The 18,635-nt window shown below is 70.0% G+C and carries 17 protein-coding genes; 9 read left to right on the forward strand and 8 right to left on the reverse strand.

Going from position 1 to position 18,635, the window contains the following annotated elements:
• Nucleotides 1–141: 141 nt before the first annotated feature.
• The 3 genes from ACFVAV_RS00080 to ACFVAV_RS00090 all read right to left on the reverse strand — a co-directional run bounded on the left by ACFVAV_RS00080 (nucleotide 142) and on the right by ACFVAV_RS00090 (nucleotide 3,330).
• Nucleotides 142–1,350 (reverse strand): CaiB/BaiF CoA transferase family protein, encoded by a 1,209-nt coding sequence (locus ACFVAV_RS00080; protein WP_379029854.1) that lies wholly within the window; start codon nucleotides 1,348–1,350, stop codon nucleotides 142–144.
• A gap of 165 nt (nucleotides 1,351–1,515) precedes the next feature.
• Nucleotides 1,516–2,460 carry a TauD/TfdA dioxygenase family protein gene (locus ACFVAV_RS00085; RefSeq protein WP_379027901.1) on the reverse strand — a complete coding sequence of 315 codons (945 nt, stop codon included), beginning with the start codon at nucleotides 2,458–2,460 and terminating at the stop codon, nucleotides 1,516–1,518.
• Between the two features lie 99 nt (nucleotides 2,461–2,559).
• A complete protein-coding gene (locus ACFVAV_RS00090; RefSeq protein ID WP_379027903.1) occupies nucleotides 2,560–3,330 on the reverse strand; it encodes a deoxyribonuclease IV in 771 nt (256 codons plus the stop codon).
• A 117-nt stretch (nucleotides 3,331–3,447) separates the two neighbouring features.
• On the opposite strand from ACFVAV_RS00090, the gene ACFVAV_RS00095 reads away from it, so the two are divergent.
• From ACFVAV_RS00095 to ACFVAV_RS00105, 3 genes are all read left to right on the forward strand, one after another.
• Nucleotides 3,448–4,644, forward strand: coding sequence for a protein kinase (locus tag ACFVAV_RS00095; protein WP_379027905.1), 1,197 nt, complete (start codon nucleotides 3,448–3,450; stop codon nucleotides 4,642–4,644).
• Nucleotides 4,645–4,805: 161 nt separating this feature from the next.
• On the forward strand, nucleotides 4,806–6,659 hold the full coding sequence (locus ACFVAV_RS00100) for a protein kinase (protein ID WP_379027906.1): 1,854 nt from the start codon (nucleotides 4,806–4,808) through the stop codon (nucleotides 6,657–6,659).
• A 4-nt stretch (nucleotides 6,660–6,663) separates the two neighbouring features.
• Nucleotides 6,664–8,898, forward strand: a complete 2,235-nt coding sequence (locus tag ACFVAV_RS00105) for a protein kinase (protein WP_379027908.1) — start codon at nucleotides 6,664–6,666, stop codon at nucleotides 8,896–8,898.
• On the opposite strand, the gene ACFVAV_RS00110 is transcribed toward ACFVAV_RS00105, so the two are convergent.
• The gene (locus ACFVAV_RS00110; protein ID WP_379027910.1) at nucleotides 8,895–9,731 is read right to left on the reverse strand and encodes a GNAT family N-acetyltransferase; all 837 of its coding nucleotides are present in this window, start codon (nucleotides 9,729–9,731) and stop codon (nucleotides 8,895–8,897) included. The two genes, ACFVAV_RS00105 and ACFVAV_RS00110, sit on opposite strands and share 4 nt — an antisense overlap.
• A 53-nt stretch (nucleotides 9,732–9,784) precedes the next feature.
• Nucleotides 9,785–10,072 (reverse strand): hypothetical protein, encoded by a 288-nt coding sequence (locus ACFVAV_RS00115; protein WP_379027912.1) that lies wholly within the window; start codon nucleotides 10,070–10,072, stop codon nucleotides 9,785–9,787.
• 276 nt (nucleotides 10,073–10,348) lie between these two features.
• Here ACFVAV_RS00115 and ACFVAV_RS00120 point away from each other — a divergent pair, with 276 nt between their 5' ends.
• A complete protein-coding gene (locus ACFVAV_RS00120; protein WP_379027914.1) occupies nucleotides 10,349–10,951 on the forward strand; it encodes a hypothetical protein in 603 nt (200 codons plus the stop codon).
• Nucleotides 10,952–11,002: 51 nt separating this feature from the next.
• On the opposite strand, the gene ACFVAV_RS00125 is transcribed toward ACFVAV_RS00120, so the two are convergent.
• Complete coding sequence (locus tag ACFVAV_RS00125) at nucleotides 11,003–12,130, reverse strand: acyl-CoA dehydrogenase family protein (protein WP_379027916.1); 1,128 nt, start codon at nucleotides 12,128–12,130, stop codon at nucleotides 11,003–11,005.
• Between the two features lie 9 nt (nucleotides 12,131–12,139).
• On the reverse strand, nucleotides 12,140–13,312 hold the full coding sequence (locus tag ACFVAV_RS00130) for an acyl-CoA dehydrogenase family protein (RefSeq protein WP_379027918.1): 1,173 nt from the start codon (nucleotides 13,310–13,312) through the stop codon (nucleotides 12,140–12,142).
• A gap of 196 nt (nucleotides 13,313–13,508) precedes the next feature.
• Here ACFVAV_RS00130 and ACFVAV_RS00135 point away from each other — a divergent pair, with 196 nt between their 5' ends.
• Complete coding sequence (locus ACFVAV_RS00135; RefSeq protein WP_379027920.1) at nucleotides 13,509–14,339, forward strand: hypothetical protein; 831 nt, start codon at nucleotides 13,509–13,511, stop codon at nucleotides 14,337–14,339.
• Between the two features lie 195 nt (nucleotides 14,340–14,534).
• Here the strand turns inward: ACFVAV_RS00135 and ACFVAV_RS00140 are convergent, their stop codons facing one another.
• A complete protein-coding gene (locus ACFVAV_RS00140; protein WP_379027922.1) occupies nucleotides 14,535–15,446 on the reverse strand; it encodes a hypothetical protein in 912 nt (303 codons plus the stop codon).
• 177 nt (nucleotides 15,447–15,623) lie between these two features.
• Here ACFVAV_RS00140 and ACFVAV_RS00145 point away from each other — a divergent pair, with 177 nt between their 5' ends.
• From ACFVAV_RS00145 to ACFVAV_RS00160, 4 genes are read left to right on the forward strand one after another with little or no spacing between them, the layout of a single operon-like run.
• Complete coding sequence (locus tag ACFVAV_RS00145) at nucleotides 15,624–16,223, forward strand: alpha/beta hydrolase (RefSeq protein ID WP_379027924.1); 600 nt, start codon at nucleotides 15,624–15,626, stop codon at nucleotides 16,221–16,223.
• A gap of 17 nt (nucleotides 16,224–16,240) precedes the next feature.
• On the forward strand, nucleotides 16,241–16,639 hold the full coding sequence (locus tag ACFVAV_RS00150) for a hypothetical protein (protein ID WP_379027926.1): 399 nt from the start codon (nucleotides 16,241–16,243) through the stop codon (nucleotides 16,637–16,639).
• Nucleotides 16,632–17,930: a WXG100 family type VII secretion target gene (locus ACFVAV_RS00155; protein ID WP_379027928.1), complete on the forward strand. Its 1,299-nt coding sequence runs from the start codon at nucleotides 16,632–16,634 to the stop codon at nucleotides 17,928–17,930. The genes ACFVAV_RS00150 and ACFVAV_RS00155 overlap by 8 nt, the downstream gene beginning before the upstream one ends.
• A complete protein-coding gene (locus ACFVAV_RS00160; RefSeq protein ID WP_379027929.1) occupies nucleotides 17,927–18,631 on the forward strand; it encodes an ESX secretion-associated protein EspG in 705 nt (234 codons plus the stop codon). The genes ACFVAV_RS00155 and ACFVAV_RS00160 overlap by 4 nt, the downstream gene beginning before the upstream one ends.
• Nucleotides 18,632–18,635: the final 4 nt, after the last annotated feature.

Below are 18,635 nucleotides of genomic sequence, written 5' to 3' on the forward strand. Positions count from 1 at the left end.
CGGGCACGCACATCACGCCGCCGCACGGTTTGTCACCGACGCTGGCTGGCGTCGGATGCACGGTCGGGCGCACATGGCCCGGCCCTCGCTGTTCCCACTTGCTGCGCACCGGTGGGCGGCGTCTGCCGTGTACTCGCCTGCTCACGTTGCCTCCAGCGCGTCGATCTGGTCTTCGCTCATCCCGAGCAGCCCGCCGAGCACTTCTCTGGTGTGCTCGCCGAGGTCGGGGCCGACATTGCGGATCGGCAGCGACTGTCCCCCGATCACCGGGACGATGCCGGGGAACCCCACCTGCTTGGGTTCGGGCTCGCCCACGTCGACGGGGAACGACTGGATCATATTGCGTGCGCGGTACTGCTCGTCGGCCACGATGTCGGCGGCGGTGTAGATCGGGCCGCACGGGATGGCGGCGTCGTCGAGCAGTTTCAGCGCCTCGTCGCGGGTGCGCCGGCTCGACCATTCGGCGATCGAGGCGTCCAGGCGTTCCCGGTTGCGCCAGCGGCCCGCGTTGTCGGCCAGCTCAGGATCGGCTGCCAGGTCGGGACGACCGATGACCTGCATGTAGCGCTGGAAGATGGCATCGCCGTTGCCGCCGATGATGATGCTGTAGCCGTCGCTGGTCGGATAGGCGTTGCTCGGGGCGATGCCTTCCATCCGGCCGCCGACCCGCTCGCGGTTGATCCCGTAGGCGAGGTGGTCGGGGACCAGCGACTCCATCACCGACAGGATCGACTCGTTGAGCGCGACATCGATGATCCGTTCCGTCTGCGGCACCTGACCGGACACCCGCTCCCGCTGGAACAACGCCATCACCGTGCCGAACGCGGCGTAGATGCCCGCGATCGAGTCGCCGATCGACACCCCCACCCGCACCGGCGGGCGGTCCGGATCGCCGACGAGCTCACGCAGACCGCCCACGGCCTCGGCGACCGCGGCGAAACCGGGCCGCGCGGCCATCGGGCCGGTCTGGCCGTAGGCGGAGATGCGGGTGATGACCAGCTTCGGGTTCACCTCCTCGAGCACCTCGGGGCCGAGGCCCCATTTCTCCAGCATGCCGGGCCGGAAGTTCTCCAGCAGCACGTCGCAGTGCCGCAGCAGATCGAGCACGACCGCGCGACCCGCCTCGGTGCGCAGGTCGAGCACGATCGACTTCTTGTTGCGGTTCACGGTGCGATACAGCATGGAGGTGTCGCCACCGTAGAGCCGCCAGTTGCGTAACTCGTCGCCCGTACCAGGGCGTTCCACCTTGATCACCTCGGCGCCGAAGTCGCCCAGAATACGTCCGGCGGTGGGAGCGGCAACGTAGTTGCCGAGTTCCAGGACGCGAACACCGTCCAACGGCCGAATCATTTCCGCCACCCCGCGACTCTAGCCCACCCGTCTCTCCGCGACTTCGGCGTGTCGTCCGACAGCTCGACTGTTGGCAGTCGGTCTCACCTCGGGTGTGCGGCAGGTGGGAGGTGGTTGGGGAGTTACCCATGTCCTCGCCTGGTCAGTTGGTCGCCCGTTCGGGACTCAGCTGGCCAGTCGCTGCGGCTCCTCGACGATGGAGTAGTGCTCGGCGTTGCCCTCGATGACAGTGCTCGGCTTGCCGTCGACGCCGATCGGGATGTCGCCGGCGAGGGTGATGCGGGTCAGGCGGCGGGGCTGGTTGTCGTAGTCGTCGATGGCGTAGTGCTGGGTGGCGCGGTTGTCCCAGATGGCGACGTCGCCGTCGGCCCAGGTCCAGCGCGTGGTGTTCTCCAGGCGGGTGACCCGGTCCTGGAACAGGCGGAACAGCGCCTGCGACTCGCTGGTGGACAGGCCGACGAAGTTCTTCACGAAGTGGCCGAGCAGCAGCGCGCGCTCACCGGTCTCGGGGTGCACGCGCACCACCGGGTGCTCGGTCTCGTAGTAGGTGGACTGGAACTCCGCGCGGTACTCTTCGGACTTCGGGCGCAGCGGCTCGACAGTGCGGGCGGCGTAGTCGTAGACGTTGGTGTGCACGGCGCGCAGGTTCTCGGCGAGCAACTTGAGTGGCTCGGGTAGCGAGTTGTAGGCGGCGACGGTGGAGGCCCAGGTGGTCGAGCCGCCGTAGGTCGGCAGGTGCTCGGCGCGCAGGATCGACGCCTTCGGGATGCGGTCGACGAAGGTGACGTCGGTGTGCCAGGAGTTGGCGCGGCCGGTCTCGGAATCGATGGCCAGGCTCTTGACGCCCTGCGACTTCACCGTCGGGTGCGGGGTGGTCGGGCTGCCGAGCAGCTGGGCGAACTCGTGCTGGCCGTCCTCGGTCAGGTGCTGCTGGCCGCGGAAGAAGACGACCTTGTGCTCGCCCAGCGCACGCCGGATCGTCGCGACGGTCGCCGCGTCGAGGTCACCACCGAGACGGACACCGTCGACCTGGGCGCCGATGTGGGCGCCGAGCTTGGTCACCGTCACGGTGGCGGTGGCGGTGGCGGGGATGGCGTGGTCGACCGTCATGGGAGATCACCTCTGTCGTTGTGGATCGGTTGGTATGCATCAAGCACACCGCGAATCCCGTTCGACTGACAGGTTTTCCCTCCGGGTGATCGGAACGCCTCAGCCGAGGTTCTCCCGCAGGTAGGCGAGGTCTTCGGCGACACCGTCGGCGGGCGTCTCCAGGATGACCGGCGCCCCCGCCGTCCGGCAGACCTCGGCCAGCAGCTGCGGGTCGATGGTGCCGTCGGCGAAATTGGCGTGCCGGTCGGCGCCGGAATCGAATTCGTCGCGCGAGGAGTTCAGGTGCACCAGGTCGATCCGGCCGGTGATGGCCTTGATCCGCTCGACGACGCCGACCAGGTCCTCACCGCCCGCCCAGGCGTGGCAGGTGTCGAGGCAGAAGCCGGCGCCGTAGTCGCCGACCGCGTCCCAGAGCCGGGCGATCGAATCGAAGTGCCTGGCCATCGCGTGATTGCCGCCCGCGGTGTTCTCGATCAGGATCGGCACGGCGAAGCCGCCCTTGTCCTGCTGGCGTTCGAACAGCTTGCGCCAGTTGTCGATTCCGGTGTCGAGCTCAGCGTCGGAGCGCACGTGCCCGCCGTGCACGACCAGGCCGAACGCGCCGAGATCGGCGGCGGCCTTCGCCTGCTGGGCCACGGCGTTGCGCGAGGGCATCCGCAGCCGGTTGTTCAGGCTGGCCACATTGATCTGATAGGACGAGTGCACGACGACGTCGATCGGACTGGCCAGGATCTGCGCGGCCTGCGGATGCGGCTGCGGTTTGTCCCAGCTCTGCGGATCGACCACGAACAGCTGGATGACCTCGGCGCCGAGCTTCTCACCGAAGCCGATCGGATCGCTCTCGTCGCGAACGTGTGCTCCAATGCGCATGATGCCACCCTAATCCGCGGCACCGACATGATCGGCGATGTTGCACTCCGGGGGTATCAGGAGATACATCGGTAGAATTCGGACGGGTGCTTCTGCCCTGGAGGGGGTGACTTCGCGGTGTTGCGCAAAGGCGACGTGTTCGCCGGGTACACGATCCGGCGCGTGCTCGGATACGGCGGCATGGGCGTGGTCTATCTGGCCCGGCATCCCCGGTTGCCCCGGCTCACCGCGCTGAAGCTGCTCAGCCGCGACCTGTCCGCCGACGACGAGAGCCGCCGCCGGTTCGAGCGCGAGGCCGACCTGGTCGCCCAGCTCGAACATCCCAACATCGTCAACGTCTACGACCGCGGCAACGACGACGATCAGCTGTGGATCTCCATGCAGTTCGTGGCAGGCACCGATGTCGCGACGGCCGATGTCAATGTGCTCACCCCGGACCGGGCCGTACAGATCGTCGCCGAGACCGCGACCGCCCTGGATTTCGCGCACGCGGGCGGTGTCCTGCACCGCGACGTGAAACCGGCCAACATCCTGCTCGCGAAGCCGCCGATCGGCCGCCCGGAACGGGTGGTGCTCACCGACTTCGGGATCGCGGCCGTGCGCGACAGCGAGACGACGCTGTCCTCGGCGGGCACGATCACCGCCACCCTGGCCTACGCCGCCCCCGAACACATCGCAGGCGCTCCGCTCGATCACCGCGCCGACCAGTACTCGCTGGCCTGCACCCTGTTCTGGATGCTGACCGGCTCGGTGCCGTTCCCCGGCCCCAACCCGGCCGCGGTGATCCAGGCGCACCTGAGCAAGCCGGTGCCGCCGCTGCGCAGCCTGCGCCCCGACCTGCCGTCGACCCTGGAGGCCGTGCTGGCCAGGGCCACCGCCAAACGGCCGGAGGCGCGGTACGCCAGCTGCGCGGAATTCGCCCAGGCGGCCAGGGCCGCGCTGTTCGCGGTCCCCGGCCCGTGGCATCACCACCAGCAGCCGACGGCGACCGGCGTGGTGCTGCGAGCACGCGAGCCGTATCCGCAGCAGCACTATTCGCGACCGGCCACCCCGCCACAGCCGCATCCGCAGGCGCGACCGGCCACGCCGCCACAGCCACATCAGCAGGCGCGACCGGCCACGCCGCCGCAGCCACATCAGCAGGTGCCGCCGACCACGCCCGCCCAGCCGCATCAGCACGTACCGCGACCGCCGACGAGCGGTACCGCGATCCCGCCGCGGCGCGGGACGCAGCGGCCGGGCACCATCGACTTCCCCGGTGGCCGTAACCATCCCGGCTATATCGTGCCGCCGCAACCGCGGCGGCCACCGTGATCGGTACGGGCTGGACGGTCGCTACACGAGCAACCATCCGCCCGGTCGGCTGCTGCTAAGGTTTCGTTGATTTTCCCGTGGCGGGCCACCCGGCCGCGGCTTTTCTTGCTGTACGCGCGTGCGCTGGTGGGTCCCGGCGCACGGCGGGAAGTGGAGCAGACATGCTGGCCAACGGAGATGTCTTCGCCGGCTACGTCATCGAACGGCAGCTCGGCCGTGGTGGCATGGGTTCGGTCTACCTCGCCAAGCACCCTCGCCTTCCGCGGATGACCGCGCTGAAGTTGCTCAATCGCGAGATGTTCTTCGATCAGGAGGTGCGGGCGCGGTTCGAACGGGAGGCGGATCTGGTCTCGCGCCTGGATCACCCGAACATCGTCACCGTCTACGACCGCGGTCTCGACGACGAACAGCTGTGGATCTCCATGCAGTTCATCGACGGTATCGACGCCGCGTCGGTGGACCCGCAGACACTGCCGCCCGCCCGCGCGCTGCAGATCGTGAAGGAAACCGCCGACGCGCTCGACTACGCGCACGGCATGGGTGTGCTGCACCGCGACGTGAAACCGGCCAACATCCTGCTCGCGCGCTCCGGCGCGGGCCGCGGCGAACGGGTCTACCTCACCGACTTCGGCATCGCCCGATTGCGTGACGACACCGGTCATCTCACCCAGACCGGCACCTTCACCGCGACCCTTGCCTACGCCTCCCCCGAGCAGCTCACCGGTGCGTCCCTGGACCATCGCTCCGACCAGTACTCGCTGGCCTGCACCCTGTTCTGGCTGTTCACCGGGTCGGGCCCGTTCACGGCGACCAATCCCGCCGCGGTCATCCAGGGGCATCTGCAGCAACCGCCGCCGTCGCTGAGCAGCGTGCGCCCCGGCCTGTCCTATGCCCTCGACGCGGTGCTGGCCAAGGCCATGGCGAAGCGGCCCGACGACCGTTTCGACTCCTGCTCGGATTTCGCGAACGCCGCGATCGCCGCGCTCAACAACCCGAGCGCGCCCGCGATGCCGATCGTCGGCCAGCGCCCGACCACGGGCGGCGCGATCCCGGTCACGGGTGGCCCGCGTCCGACCACCGGCGGCGCGATCCCGCAGACCGGTTCGCCGTATCCCCTTGCCGCGCAAGGGCCGATGACCGGCGGCCCGATGGGCACCGCGAGTCCGATGACCGGCGGACCCATGGGCACCGTGGGACAGGGCCACATGACCGGCGGCCCCATGGGCACCGCGGCACAAGGCCCGATGACGGGCGGCCCGATGGCCAACCAGGCGCCGCTGACCGGCGGTGCGGCGACGCAGAACCCGTACGCCCAGCAGTCCCGACCGCAGTATCCGACGCCGCCCGCTCCGCCGCGCCCGCCGACGGGCGGGGGTTTCGGCCAGTACCAGCAGGGTCCGCGACCGCCGTCGAAGTCGAACACCGGGCTGATCGTCGGCATCGTCGTCGCCGTCATCGTGGTGCTCGCGCTGCTGATCGGCATCGGGGTCGCGGTCAGCGGCGATGATTCCGGCGGCGGCTCCACCACGACGACCTCGATGGCGGCAGGCAAACACGTCACTCCGAACGCCGACGCCATCAGCGCCGAGTTCGGCCGGATGGTGCCCGCCAACACCGACGGCGACACCGGCTACAACGGCGCTTCCTGCTGGGAGACCGACACCAGCTACACCCCCTCGCCCAACGACGGCGACCCCGACTTCGGCGCGTGGGTCTGGCAGTGGCGCTGCTACGACGGTGGCGGCAGCGGCGGCAACGATCCGTTCTACCGGATCTACGTCTACAACTCGGCGGCCGACGTGCAGGCCGTGATCGACGGGCTGCCGGCCAACACCGAGTCGGTCGACACCAACGGCGGCAAGCAGTACACCAACTTCAAGTACACCGACAACGGGAACAAGATCATCACCCAGTTCACCGGCGACCCCGACCGCGCCCAGTTCCTGATGTTCACCGACGCCTACGGCACGGCCGACGAGGTGCTGCGCTGGTGGCGCTCGGCACCGCTGAACTGAGCGAATGATCGACGAGAGCGGCGTTTTCGCCGGGTACACCATCGAGCGGCTGCTCGGCCGCGGCGGCATGGGCTCGGTGTATCTGGCGCGTCATCCGCGGCTGCCCCGGCGCACCGCGATGAAGCTGCTGAATCGGGAACTGTTCTTCGACACCGAGATCAGGGCCAGGTTCGAGCGCGAAGCGGACCTGGTCGCGCAGCTGGAACATCCGAATATCGTCACCGTGTACGACCGCGGCGTCGAGGACGACCAGCTGTGGATCTCGATGCGCTACATCGACGGCGCCGACGCGGCCTCGCTGTCGGCCCCCGTCGATCCGGCGCGAGCGGTGCGCATCGTCGCCGAGACCGCGGCGGCGCTGGACTTCGCGCACAGCAGGGGCGTGCTGCATCGCGATGTGAAACCGGCGAACATCCTGCTCGAGCCGGTCGACGGCGGCGAGCGCGTCTACCTCACCGATTTCGGCATCGCCCGCCTGCACAACGACAATGCCGCCAAGCTCACCCAGACCGGAACCTTCACCGCCACCCTCGCGTTCGCCTCCCCGGAGCAGTTGTCGGGAATCGCCCTCGACGGACGCGCCGACCAGTACTCACTGGCCTGCACACTGTTCCGGCTGCTTACCGGCACCACTCCGTTCGAGGCCGGCAACCCGGTCGCGGTGATCCAGGGTCATCTCCAGCAGCCACCCCCGCGTGCGAGCTCGCTGCGCTCCGATCTCCCGCCCGCGCTGGACGCGGTGCTGGCCCGCGGCATGGCCAAGCGGCCGGACGAGCGGTTCGGCTCGTGCGCCGAGTTTGCTGCGGCCGCGGGTCAGGCACTGACCGATCCGACAGCGGGACAACCGTTCCTGGCGTCAGCCCAGACCAGAACGTATCCACCGAACTCGCCCTACACGCCTGCCCCTGGTTACCCGGTCGCCGGGATGACACCGTTCCCCGGCTCGGATGCGGCGTCCGGACCGAACGCGTGGCCCGCTGCCGGTACCCCGTCGTGGCCCGGCGCACAGCAGTCGTCATCGCCCGACATGCAGCAGGCGCCGTGGCCAGGCACGCAACAGCCGTCGTCACCTGGCAGGCAACAGCCACCGTGGCCCGACGCCCAGCAACCGTCGGGGCCGGGCGCGCAACAGCCTTCGTCGCCCGGCATGCAGCAGTCGTCGTGGCCCAACGCCCAGCAGCCGTCGCCGGCCGGCACGCCACAGCCTTCGTCACCAGGCATACAACAGCCTTCATGGCCGGGCGCCCAACACCCGTCATCGCCGGGCATGCAACAGCCTTCGTGGTCGGGCGCGCCGCAGCTGTCGCCTGCCGGTTTCCAGCAGCCGCCACCCGGTGGGCAGCAGGCGTCGTGGCCGGATAGCGCCCAGCAGCCCTCATGGCCGGGCGCCGGGGCGCAGCACGGATCGTGGCAGGCCGGTTCCTCGCCGAGTCGTTCCGCGCCGAATGCACTGGCCGCGCGGCCGCGTGATGCCTCGGCGCCCAGTGGCGACGGCGAGCGATCGAAGGTCGCCGAGGACTATCTCGGTCCGAAGCGGGACTCCCGCTGGCAGGCGTCACCGGCCGGGTGGACAGCGATGCTCATCCTGCTCGGGATCGTCGGCCTCATCGCGGCGGTCACATGGGCCGTCGCGAGTGGGGCGACCGACCCGGCCGAGGCGGGCGCTGCAACCGACACCACGACCGAGTCGGCGTCGCGCACAGCCACTTCCGTCGCCCAGCGCACGACATCGAGCGCCGCCTCGCCGACGACCAGCGACCGCAAGGTCATCGGGGCGAACGCCGCGCAGCTCAGCGATCAGTTCCCGCGCATGCTGCCGCACACCTCCGCGAGCAACCTGGTCCACGCGGGTTCGGGCCTGGGCAACGCGGGCTGCTTCGCCTACGACCGTGCCACCGCGAGCCGCGACACCACCGACGCCGATATGGGTGACTGGGTGGTCATGTGGCACTGCTTCGGCGGCGGCAACAAGGCGATCTACGAGTTCTTCCTCTACCCCTCGGCGGACCAGGCACAGCAGGCTGTCGCCGCCTTGCCCGCCCATGATGCCCGCGCGACGACGCACACCGGCCACACCTACACGAACTTCGTTCTGCACGACAGCCAGCCGAAGTCGCCGCGCATGGTCACCCGGTTCGACGCCGACCCGGACCGCGCGGCCATCCTCATGTACAGCCGCGGATTCATCGCCGACGAGGCGCAGATGCTCGAGTGGTGGCACACCGCGCCACTGACCTAGCCCGCGGCGGTCAGCGTGTAGTGCACGAAGTCGCGCACCGGCTCGTATCCGATCGCCTGGTAGATCTTGTTCGACGTCGGATTGGCCAGATCGGTGAACAGGCAGACGTCGGCGCCCTCGGCCCGGACGACCCCGGAAACGGCGGCGGTCAGCGCACTGGCAAAGCCGTTGCCACGCAGTTGCGGAGGCGTGTAGACGGGGCCGATTCTGGCCCAGCCGAGGATCTCGACGTTGCGGCCGACGAAGGCGGCAGGCGCCCCGTCGTGCTCCCACAGCCACCAGAACCCGGCGTCGATCCGCCGCCGCGCGGCGTCCTCGTCGAACGGCCGCGGTTCACCGATCTCGGCACAGAAGGCCTCGACGAAGGCCCGGCAGACGTCGAGATCGTCCACGGTGGCCGGACGCGGCTTGCCCACCGCCGCGGGAACGGACAGGGTTCCGAGCCGGAACAGGCGGGCCGAGAACGACTCCGCGTCGGTCCCGCCCGTCACCCGCGACCAGTACCGGGCGAAGGCGGCCGCGTCGGTCCGGACGCCTTCGACGCTGGTCGGCGGGGCCTGCTCCGCCGAGAAGGCGTCGGCCACGGCCGAGATGCTGTGCGGTGGGAGCTCGCCGAGGTAGACCCTGCCGCCGAAGGCACTGGTGGCGACGCCGACGACCTGACCCGCGTCGTCGCGTACCGTCAGGAATCGGGTCATCGCGCCGCCCGCCCGGCCACCGAGTTCGTTGGCGATCGCGGTGGCGATCACCGTATGCCGCAAGGGGTCTTGACACAGGAAGGCCTCGGCCTCGGCCAGAAAGCGGGCGGCGTCGCCGGTGATGTCGATACGCACAGCATCGACGGTAGGCCCTGGACGGGCCGATCGCACCTGAATTCTGCTGCCGCTCAGTCCTTCTCGAGCGCGTCCCGGTCGGTGCGCAGCTTCAGCAGGATGAGGCCCGCGGTGCAGGCCAGGATCAGGCCGGCGACGGTGATCTCCACATGCAGGCCGGCGATGCCGAGCCCGGCGCCGACGAGACCGCCGACGAAGAACAACCAGCCCATGACCCGTGCGGCGACCACGACAGTGCGATTGCCCGGCGGGTTCGACAGTGCGTGCTGAATATTTGCCGCTGCGACCGAATCACCGTTCGCCGCCGCGGGTTTCAGCCGGGGTGTCGAATAAGCTCCCATCAGATTCTCCTCGATGACGCCGATCAGATTCTTGCGTCGCGCAACCCTCGCGCGTCAGTAGTGCTGTTCCGGGCGTCTCATGCGTAACTTTGCTCACACACGCTACGACTCGGCGACGCCGATCGCGCGCGACACGTCCCAGCGACACGCCGACGAAATCAATCCGATATCTGAATCACAAATGTTTAAAAAGTACTGATTCACCGGACCCGCACTGCCGATTCGCCGGTCCTGCACTACTGTGAGGCGACTCGAAGCCGACGAGGAGTGCACGCGATGGATGACAGCCCGACCAAGCTCGTAGGTCCGGCCATCGCTGTTGGCGCGGTGTCACTCGGACTGATCGTCATCGGTGCGTGTGGTGTCGGGCAGCAGGATGTCTATGTTCCGCCGCCCCCGCTGAACGCGAATCTAGCCGCCGCACCGAGCCGGATCGCCGAGGAGACCTCCTCGACGACCGTACGGATCTCGATCCCGCCCTCCCCCAGCTGGCGGATCGCACCGTACATGTCGCCGCGGAAACCGTTCAGCCTCAGCTCGACCGAGACCTCACCGTCGGAACCGCCGCCCGAGGGCGAGACGACGACCGAGTCCCAGCCCGCGGAGGCGACCACCGAATCTCGTCCGCCCGCGACCACCGCCGAGGACCAGTCCACGACGACTCCGCCGCGCAGCACCACCACCCGGCCGGTGCCGACACTCACCACCCCGCCGCGAACCCGCCCGCCGGTGGACGACGAGGAAGCCGCCGAGACGGACTCTCCGACGACCCGCGCCCACGACCACACCACCCCGCCGGCTGACACCGGCGCCACCCCGACACCGGCCGCGACCACCGAGTCGCCGACTACAACGACCACTACCGACGACGAGGGCTGACACAGCGATGGTGCGCACCCCGGCCGGGGCACGCACCGTCACCGATCCGTCCTACAGCTCCGGCAGGTCGTAACTGCCGACGCGGTCGGCCAATACCCGCCGATGTTCCAGCGCGCCGCCGAGCGTCTGGCCGATCGCGGTCAGCCGGGCGACGTAGTGGCTCACCGGATATTCCGCGGTGACACCGATGCCGCCGTGCATCTGGATCGCCTCGCGCCCGATGTGCTCGGCGGAGCGCGCGACCTGCAGCCGCGCCCGCGAGGCCACCACCGGATCGTTGCCGCCGTCGGCCAGCGCCGCCGTCGCGAACAGGCTGATGCTGCGGGCCAGTTCGAGCGAGACGTAGCAGTCCGAGGCGCGCTGGGTCAGCGTCTGGAACTTCGACAGCGTGACGCCGAACTGCTTGCGGGTCTTGAGGTAGTCGGTGGTCAGGGTCAGCGCGATCTCCATCGCCCCCACCGATTCCGCGCACAGCGCCGCCTGCGCGTACCCCTGGGCCAGCGCGATCTGCTCGGCCGCGTCGACGGTGTCGCCCAGCAGTTCGCCGGTGGCGCCGTCGAAGTCGAACTGCGCGCCGCGCCTGCCGTCGAAGGTCCGGTAGGCGCGCTTGGTCACCCCGGTCCCGTTCGGGTCGACCAGCAACAGGCCGGTACCGCCGCCGGGCAGCACCGCGCTGACGATCAGCTCGTCGGCGCAGTCACCGCGCAGCACCGGGTTCTTGACGCCGGTCAGCGTGTACCCGTCGCCCTGCGCGGTGGCGGCCGTGGTGATCTCGGTCGACGGCCAGCGCAGGCCGGGCTCGGCGTGCGCGAAGGCCAGCAGCTTCTCCCCCGCGGCCAGCGCGGGCAGCAGGCGCCCGCGCTGTTCGGGGCTGCCGGTCAGCTTCAGCAGTTCGGCCGGGATCACGACCGCGTCGAGCACCGGTTCCGGGGCGAGCGCGCGACCGAGCTCCTCCTGCACCAGCATCGCCTCGACCGGGCCCGCGCCGACGCCGCCGTCGTCCTCGTCGATGGTCAGGCCGAGCACGCCCAGCTCGGCCAGCTGCTTCCAGACCGTGCGGTTCCAGCCGGGGTCGGTCTCGCCGACCTTCGCCAGTGCTTCGCCGTCGTAGAACCGGTGCAGCAGTTCGCGCACGGTGTCGCGCAGCATCGTCTGTTCGTCGGTGAGTTCGAGATCCATGTCAGCGCCTCACAATCCGAGGATCGTGGAGGAAATGATCGAGCGCTGGACCTCGCTCGAACCTCCGTAGATGGTGACCTTGCGGTAGTTCAGGTAGCTGGGACCGGTGTGCTGGGCCCAGGCGGGCGAGGCGATACCGTCGGCGCCGACCGGGAGCGCGTCGGCGCCCGCGATCTCGAGCAGCAGTTCGGTGGCCTGCTGCTGCAGCTCGGAGCCGCGCAGCTTCAGCACCGAGGAGACCGGGTTCGGCTTGCCGTCGGCGGAATTGGAGACCACGCGCAGCTGGGTGAGTTCCAGCGCGAGCAGCTCGTTCTCCAGCTCGGCGACGCGGGCCGCGAACACCGGGTCCTCCAGCAGCGTCCCGTGGCCGGTCCTGGTCTGGCGCGCATAGTCTTTCGCGAGCCCGATCTTGACCTTGGTCTTGCCGACGCCGGTGATCGAGGTGCGCTCGTTGCCGAGCAGGAACTTGGCGTAGGTCCAGCCCTGGTTCTCCTCGCCGACCAGCTGATCGGCGGGTACCCGGACGTTCTCGAAGAAGACCTCGTTGACCTCGTAGCTGCCGTCGATCAGCTTGATCGGGCGCATGGTGACACCGGGCGACTTCACGTCGAACAGCAGGAAGGAGATGCCTGCTTGCTTCTTCGGCGCGTTCGGATCGGTGCGAACGAGACAGAAGATCCAGTCGGCGTACTGGCCGAGCGTGGTCCAGATCTTCTGGCCGTTGACGATGTAGGAGTCGCCGTCGCGGACCGCGGTGGTGCGCAGCGCGGCGAGATCGGACCCGGCGTCGGGCTCGGAGAAGCCCTGGCACCACCAGATGTCGAGCGCGGCGGTCGGCGGGAGGAAGCGCTGCTTGAGTTCCTCGGAACCGAACTGGGCGATGACCGGCCCGACCATCGAGGCGTTGAACGTGAGCGGCTCTGGCACCGAGGCCAGCTGCATCTCGTCGAGCCACAGGTGGCGCTGCATCGGCGTCCAGTCCTTGCCGCCCCACGCCACCGGCCAGTTGGGCACGGCCAGACCGTGGTCGTTGAGGATCTTGTTCGCGGTGACGATGTCGTCGCGGGACAGCTCGTGGCCGAATTTGACGCGGTCCCGGATTTCGGCCGGGATCTCGGTCTTGTAGAAATGCCGGAGTTCGTCGCGGAAGGCGACCTCTTCAGGGGAAAGGGCTAACTTCATCCGGATCTCCCAGCGTGGTTGGTAGCCGTCGAGAAAAACCTACCCCTGAGTAAACGCCAGTGTCGACTACATCACACTTGCTGACGGTCAGCCTTCGCGGCGGAACGCTCGCCGGTGGCTCGGCGACCCGGTCGGCGACCTGGTACGTTGCCAGACGAGCCGGGAACGGCGACGAGCATCCACCGAGGAGTTACGGGTGAACGGCAGATCCATCGCAGGCCGGGCAGCGGCGGTCACCGCGGCGAGCATCGGCGCGGTGACACTGTTCGCCACGACCGCGAGTGCGGCCCCCACCCCGCTCGAAGACGGCATCGGCCACCTGACCCACCTCGCCGGCGAGGACGTCTCGGCGAAGGCGGGCGTCGGCGCGCTGGGCAGCTTCACCAAGCTGGTCGGCGCCGACACGCTGCGCGACATCTCGGCCCAGTTCATCCCGTTCTCCTACGCGGCGCCGACTTTCGGCTGCGGCAGCAACGGCCCGATCACCACGATCATCGCCGCCGCCACCTTCGAGGGACCGGGCCCGCGCACCGAGACGAGCATGGCGCCCGGCGACATCCGGTTCAGCGCCAGCCCGCGGCACACCGGCTTCGCGCTGGCGTCGGGCCTGAGCGTGGCCTGGGTGAACGTGAACACCGGGCAGAGCGGCATCGTCGCGCTCGACGACCAGACCGAATTCCAGCTGCCGTCGCTGTCGAAGACCGTGCACAGCGGCGCGGGCACCGTGATCGCCTCGATGTGGGGCACGATCGACTACCCCGGCGCCCGCTGCGTGATGACCCCGACCGTCGGCACTTTCGTCGTCCCCGACCTGCCGGTCCAGGCCACCGAAGCGCCGGCCGCACCGCCCGCTCCCGCACCGCAGGCCACCAGCCCCGGCTCGGGTGAGGCTGCCACGGGTGCGCCGAAGTCGCAGGCTCCCGCACCGGAAACCGCGGCTCCGGCACCGGCTCCCGCGCCCGCCGAAGCACCGCAGCCCGCGCCCGCCCCGGCGAACCCGCCGTCGGCGCTCACCGTCGGCGGCTGATTCCACGACGTCGTCCCGCGACTTCCGTTCGGATCGGCCGCGCGGGCGACACCCCGATCGGTGACGCCGCCGGATCGAGCTCACCGATATCGACCGCGCAGGCGGCACCCGGATCGGAAAAAGCCCGCCGGACCGAGCTGATCGAAATCGACCGCGCGCAGGCGTTCCCGGATCGGTGACGCCCGCCGGATCGGGCTAGGCCGGGCGGATGCGCAGAACGGTGCCTTCCTCGGATCCGGCCAGCAGGGCCGACGAGTCGGCGGGATCGGCGACGACCGCCGTCAACGGCTGAGTGGAGACGACGGTGCACGCGGCGCCCGACTTCGGGTCGACGCGGACAAGATGGCCGGCCAGGGTGGTGACGTACAGGGCGCCGTCGCGGACAACCAGATCGTCGACGAAATCGGGCAGGGTGCCGAACGAGGTCAGATCGGCGACGGTGGTGCTGTCGGCCGGGTTCGTGCGGGACAGGCGAAGGACGCGGCCGACCGGTGCGCCGTCGGCGGCGACGAAGTTGGCGGTGACGTAGACCGAATCACCGGCGACCACAACGCCGTTGGGCCCGTCGACATTCACGCCTGCCCACCAGGCCATGTCCTCGCTGCCGTCGCGGCGCAGCCGGTGCAGGCCGTTGGCGGTCGTCACGTAGAGGTTGCCGTCGGCGTCGAACGCGGCGCCGTTGGGCTGCGGGAAGCCGGTGGCGAAGGGGGTGGGCACAGGATTGGCTGCCATGGGGTCGAAGCGGACGATCCCGCCCGAGCCCGCCAGCGGCGAATTGCCGGTGACGACATAGAGCAGCCCGTCGGGGCCGAGCCGGACCGCGCCGGGGGCCGCGACCGCGACGGTGGCGGTCAGCTTCCCCTCGCGGTCATAGCGCTGCACCTCGCCGCGCATGACCCGCGCGACCCACAGATTCCCGGTGGTATCGAGGCCGAAGTTCTCCGACCAGTCCAGCAGCGGCACACTCGAGCGGATCGCGACATCCTGGCGCGCCTGCCCACACTTCGAGAGGGGGGCGGCACCGGCCGTGCCGGTACCGAACGAAGCGGTGGTCACCATGGCCGCGCCGACAGCAACGTGGGCGACGCAACGGCGGAACGACGACATGCAAGACCTCGACTCAGTTGACCCAGCTCGACGCGCGAAGTCTAACGGCTACCCAGGGGTAGTGGTGTGTCCACACTGTCCAGCGAACGCCACGGTATCGCGCATCGTGCTCGTCGAACAGTATCGCGCACCGGTTCTGTCGCACACGACAATTCGCCCAGCGGTCATAATCGCTGCGTGCCCTACTTCCACAGCGCCCGCGGCCGGCTGCATTACCGGCGGTGGCCGGTCGAGGCGCCCGCCGCGACGCTGGTGCTGCTGCCGGGCACCGGCCAGCACAGCGGGCACTATCACCGCTTCGCCACCGCGCTGGATCGGCTCGCGCGCATCGAGCTGTGGACACTGGACACCGCGGGCCAGGGCCTGAGCGAAGGCGATCCGGATGCGCCGGGCACCATCGACGAGCTCGCCGCCGACGCACGGGGACTGCTCGACGAGGTCACGGCGGCGGCGCCGGTGCTGATGGGCCATTCGCTCGGCGCCGTCACCGCGCTCGCCGTCGCCGCCGAAAAGCCCGGCGACCTGGGCGGACTCGTCCTCTGTGGCACGCCGCGGCGCGCCACCGAGATCGCGCTCGACCCGCGCCTGCCGGTCCTCGCGGTGCACGGAGCCGACGATCGGCGAGCGCCCATCGATGTGATCCGGCTATGGACAGCGCGGCACGGATCGGTAGATTTGCGCGAGTACGCCGACGCCGGACACGACCTGTTGCATGAACCGGTGCAGCAGCGGGTGACCGCCGATATCGCGGAGTGGGTACTCGCCGCGGTGCGATGAACGACGAAGGGGGAGCGGTGCAACCGAATCGAACAGGGCTGCCGAATACGGCGGCCCTCGGTCAGGCCGTGGACGAGGGTGGACTGTGGATCGACGGCCTGCTCGTCGCCGACGGTGCACCGGAACGCTGCGCCCAGCGCTACGAGCGGCTGGCCGACGCGGTGGAAGCCCAGGTGCGGGCACTGGGCGGCGCGGAGGTGATTCCGGGTTTCGGCGGACTCGCCTCGGGTGCCGCGCTGCGCACCGGATTCGAGGGCAAGGCGGGGGACGCACTGGAGCAGCTGCGCGCCTACGCGAGCACCGCGCGTGCGCTCGCCGCCGTCTTCCGCGCCGCGGGCGCCGCCTATCAGGAAGGCGATCAGATGCTGGCAGGCGCGGTCGCCGCGGTCGAGGTTCCGGGAGCGAGCCATGCGTAGCATTTCCGCACCGGGCACCGATCCCGACTACTGCCCCACCGTCGAGGTCTTCGACAACCTCTCGCACGCCGAGATCTACCAGGCCGTCCGGCAACTCGATCCGGCGGCGCTGGCCGGTGCGGGCCAGTTGTTCCTGGCCGCGTCGACCGGGCTCGGTGACGAGGTCGAGAACGCGCACAGCGAGATCAGGGCCGCCATCGCCGACGGCTGGCGTGGCGCCGCCGCCCAGCAGGCGAGCGACGCGGTGCGTGACTTCGAGCAGGCGGGCAGGCGGATCGCCGATGTGCTGACCGCGGTCGGCGTCCGGCTGAGCCAGGCGGGCGATGCCGCCGAATCGGTACGCGCCGCGATCGCGGAACCCGATGGGGTGCAGCCCGATCCGGCCGCCGCGCTGCTGGACTCGCAGCAGGCGTCCGACAATGCCGCGATCGTGCGGCAGGCCGAGAACGCCCGCCTCGATGCGGTGCGGGCGATGGAGTCGATCTACGCCGGGGCTTTCGTGCCGACGGGGTCGGGAGTTCCGTCGTTCTCCGACATCACCACGGAGCCGGGGACGCTGCCCGCCGCGGCCGTGCCGAACGGTGTCGCTGGCGTGCCGTCCACCACCGAGCCTGGCGCCTCGACTTCGCCGGTCACCACCGCGACGGACACCGCCTCGGCTGCCGGAACCCCGGCGGATACCGCAAGTGCGGAGGCCGCAACCGCCGCAGCAGGTACGCAGGTGAGTGGCGGAAACGGTACGCCGACAGGTACTTCCGTCGCGTCGGCGGCGACTGCCGCGGCTGCGGTCGCGCCCCCGCAGGTCACACAGGCCGTGCAGATCGTGCAGTCGAAGGCCGGCGCCCCCGCCGCGACCACGGTGGCGGGCAGCCCAGCGGCGGCCGCTCCGGCCGGTTTCGTCCCCTCGGCCGACCCGCGCATCCGCCGCGACCGCCCCTCCGCCGATCAGCAGTCCACCAGCAGTGCGAGCTCCGGAACGACCGACACCGCGACGGCGTCGACCAGCCACGACCCCGCCGCCGCGAGTGGCGACGCCGCGGCGGGCATGAGCGCGGGCGCCATCGGCGGACTGATGGGCGGGGCGATGATGGCCGCCGATACCACCCGGCCGCCGAACGGTCCGCGCCCACAGTCACCGCAGGAGGACGACGAGGAAGACGACGACGAGTTCCTGCGGTTCCTCGACGAGGAGCCGACCTATCTGGAGCCCGCCGACGAGGTGAACGCGCTGATCGGCAAGATGGAGCCGACCAGTCCCGCCGTGCTCGGTGAGTGGACCGAGCGGGGGTGAACTGGCACCTCACGCCGGACCAGTTCGCGCTGGCCTGGGCGCGCATCGACGGCGACCGGATCCCGTATCCGCTCGCCGTGCGCGCCTCGGCCCGCGACACCGCCGAACGCGCGGCCCAGCAGCCCGCGCTCGACGCCTGGTCAACCCGGACCCTGGACGCCGATCTGTCGGCGGCGCTGCGGGTACTCGCCAAGCCGGAGATCCGGGTCGAAGTCTGCGGGCAGGTCGCGGCGGCGGTCCGGATGCTCGGTGCCGTCACCGGTGACGTGGCCGTGCTCGCCGTACAGGAACCGGGCAGCACGGACGACCGCGGCGGCAGCGTCCACGTCCAGGTCGGCAGCACGAAACGGTTTGCCGCCCAGGTGTTCTCACGGATTCCCGCGCAGCTCGCCGGGACCGGCAACCGGATCTCCGCACTCGCGGCCAAGGTGCGCGAGGACAGCCGCGACCTGGTCACCGCGCCCGTCGCCGGACCGTCCGACGCCGCCCGCATCCGCAGGCTGTTGCAGCGCCCGCGCAGCGGCATCGGGCAGATCCTGGTCGCCGCGGGCGGGGACGAAGCACCGACCGGCGTGCTCTCCTGGATCGATGTCACCGGCGACGGCCGCTACCTCGTGCACGCGGCCCAGCACGTAGACATCGCCCCGGCGACCCCGGAATGCGCGGCCGACTGGCTGCGCAGGTTGCTACGCAGCGTGTGACCGG

The organism is Nocardia sp. NPDC057663 (assembly GCF_042799895.1).
Taxonomy (GTDB): Bacteria; Actinomycetota; Actinomycetes; order Mycobacteriales; family Mycobacteriaceae; genus Nocardia.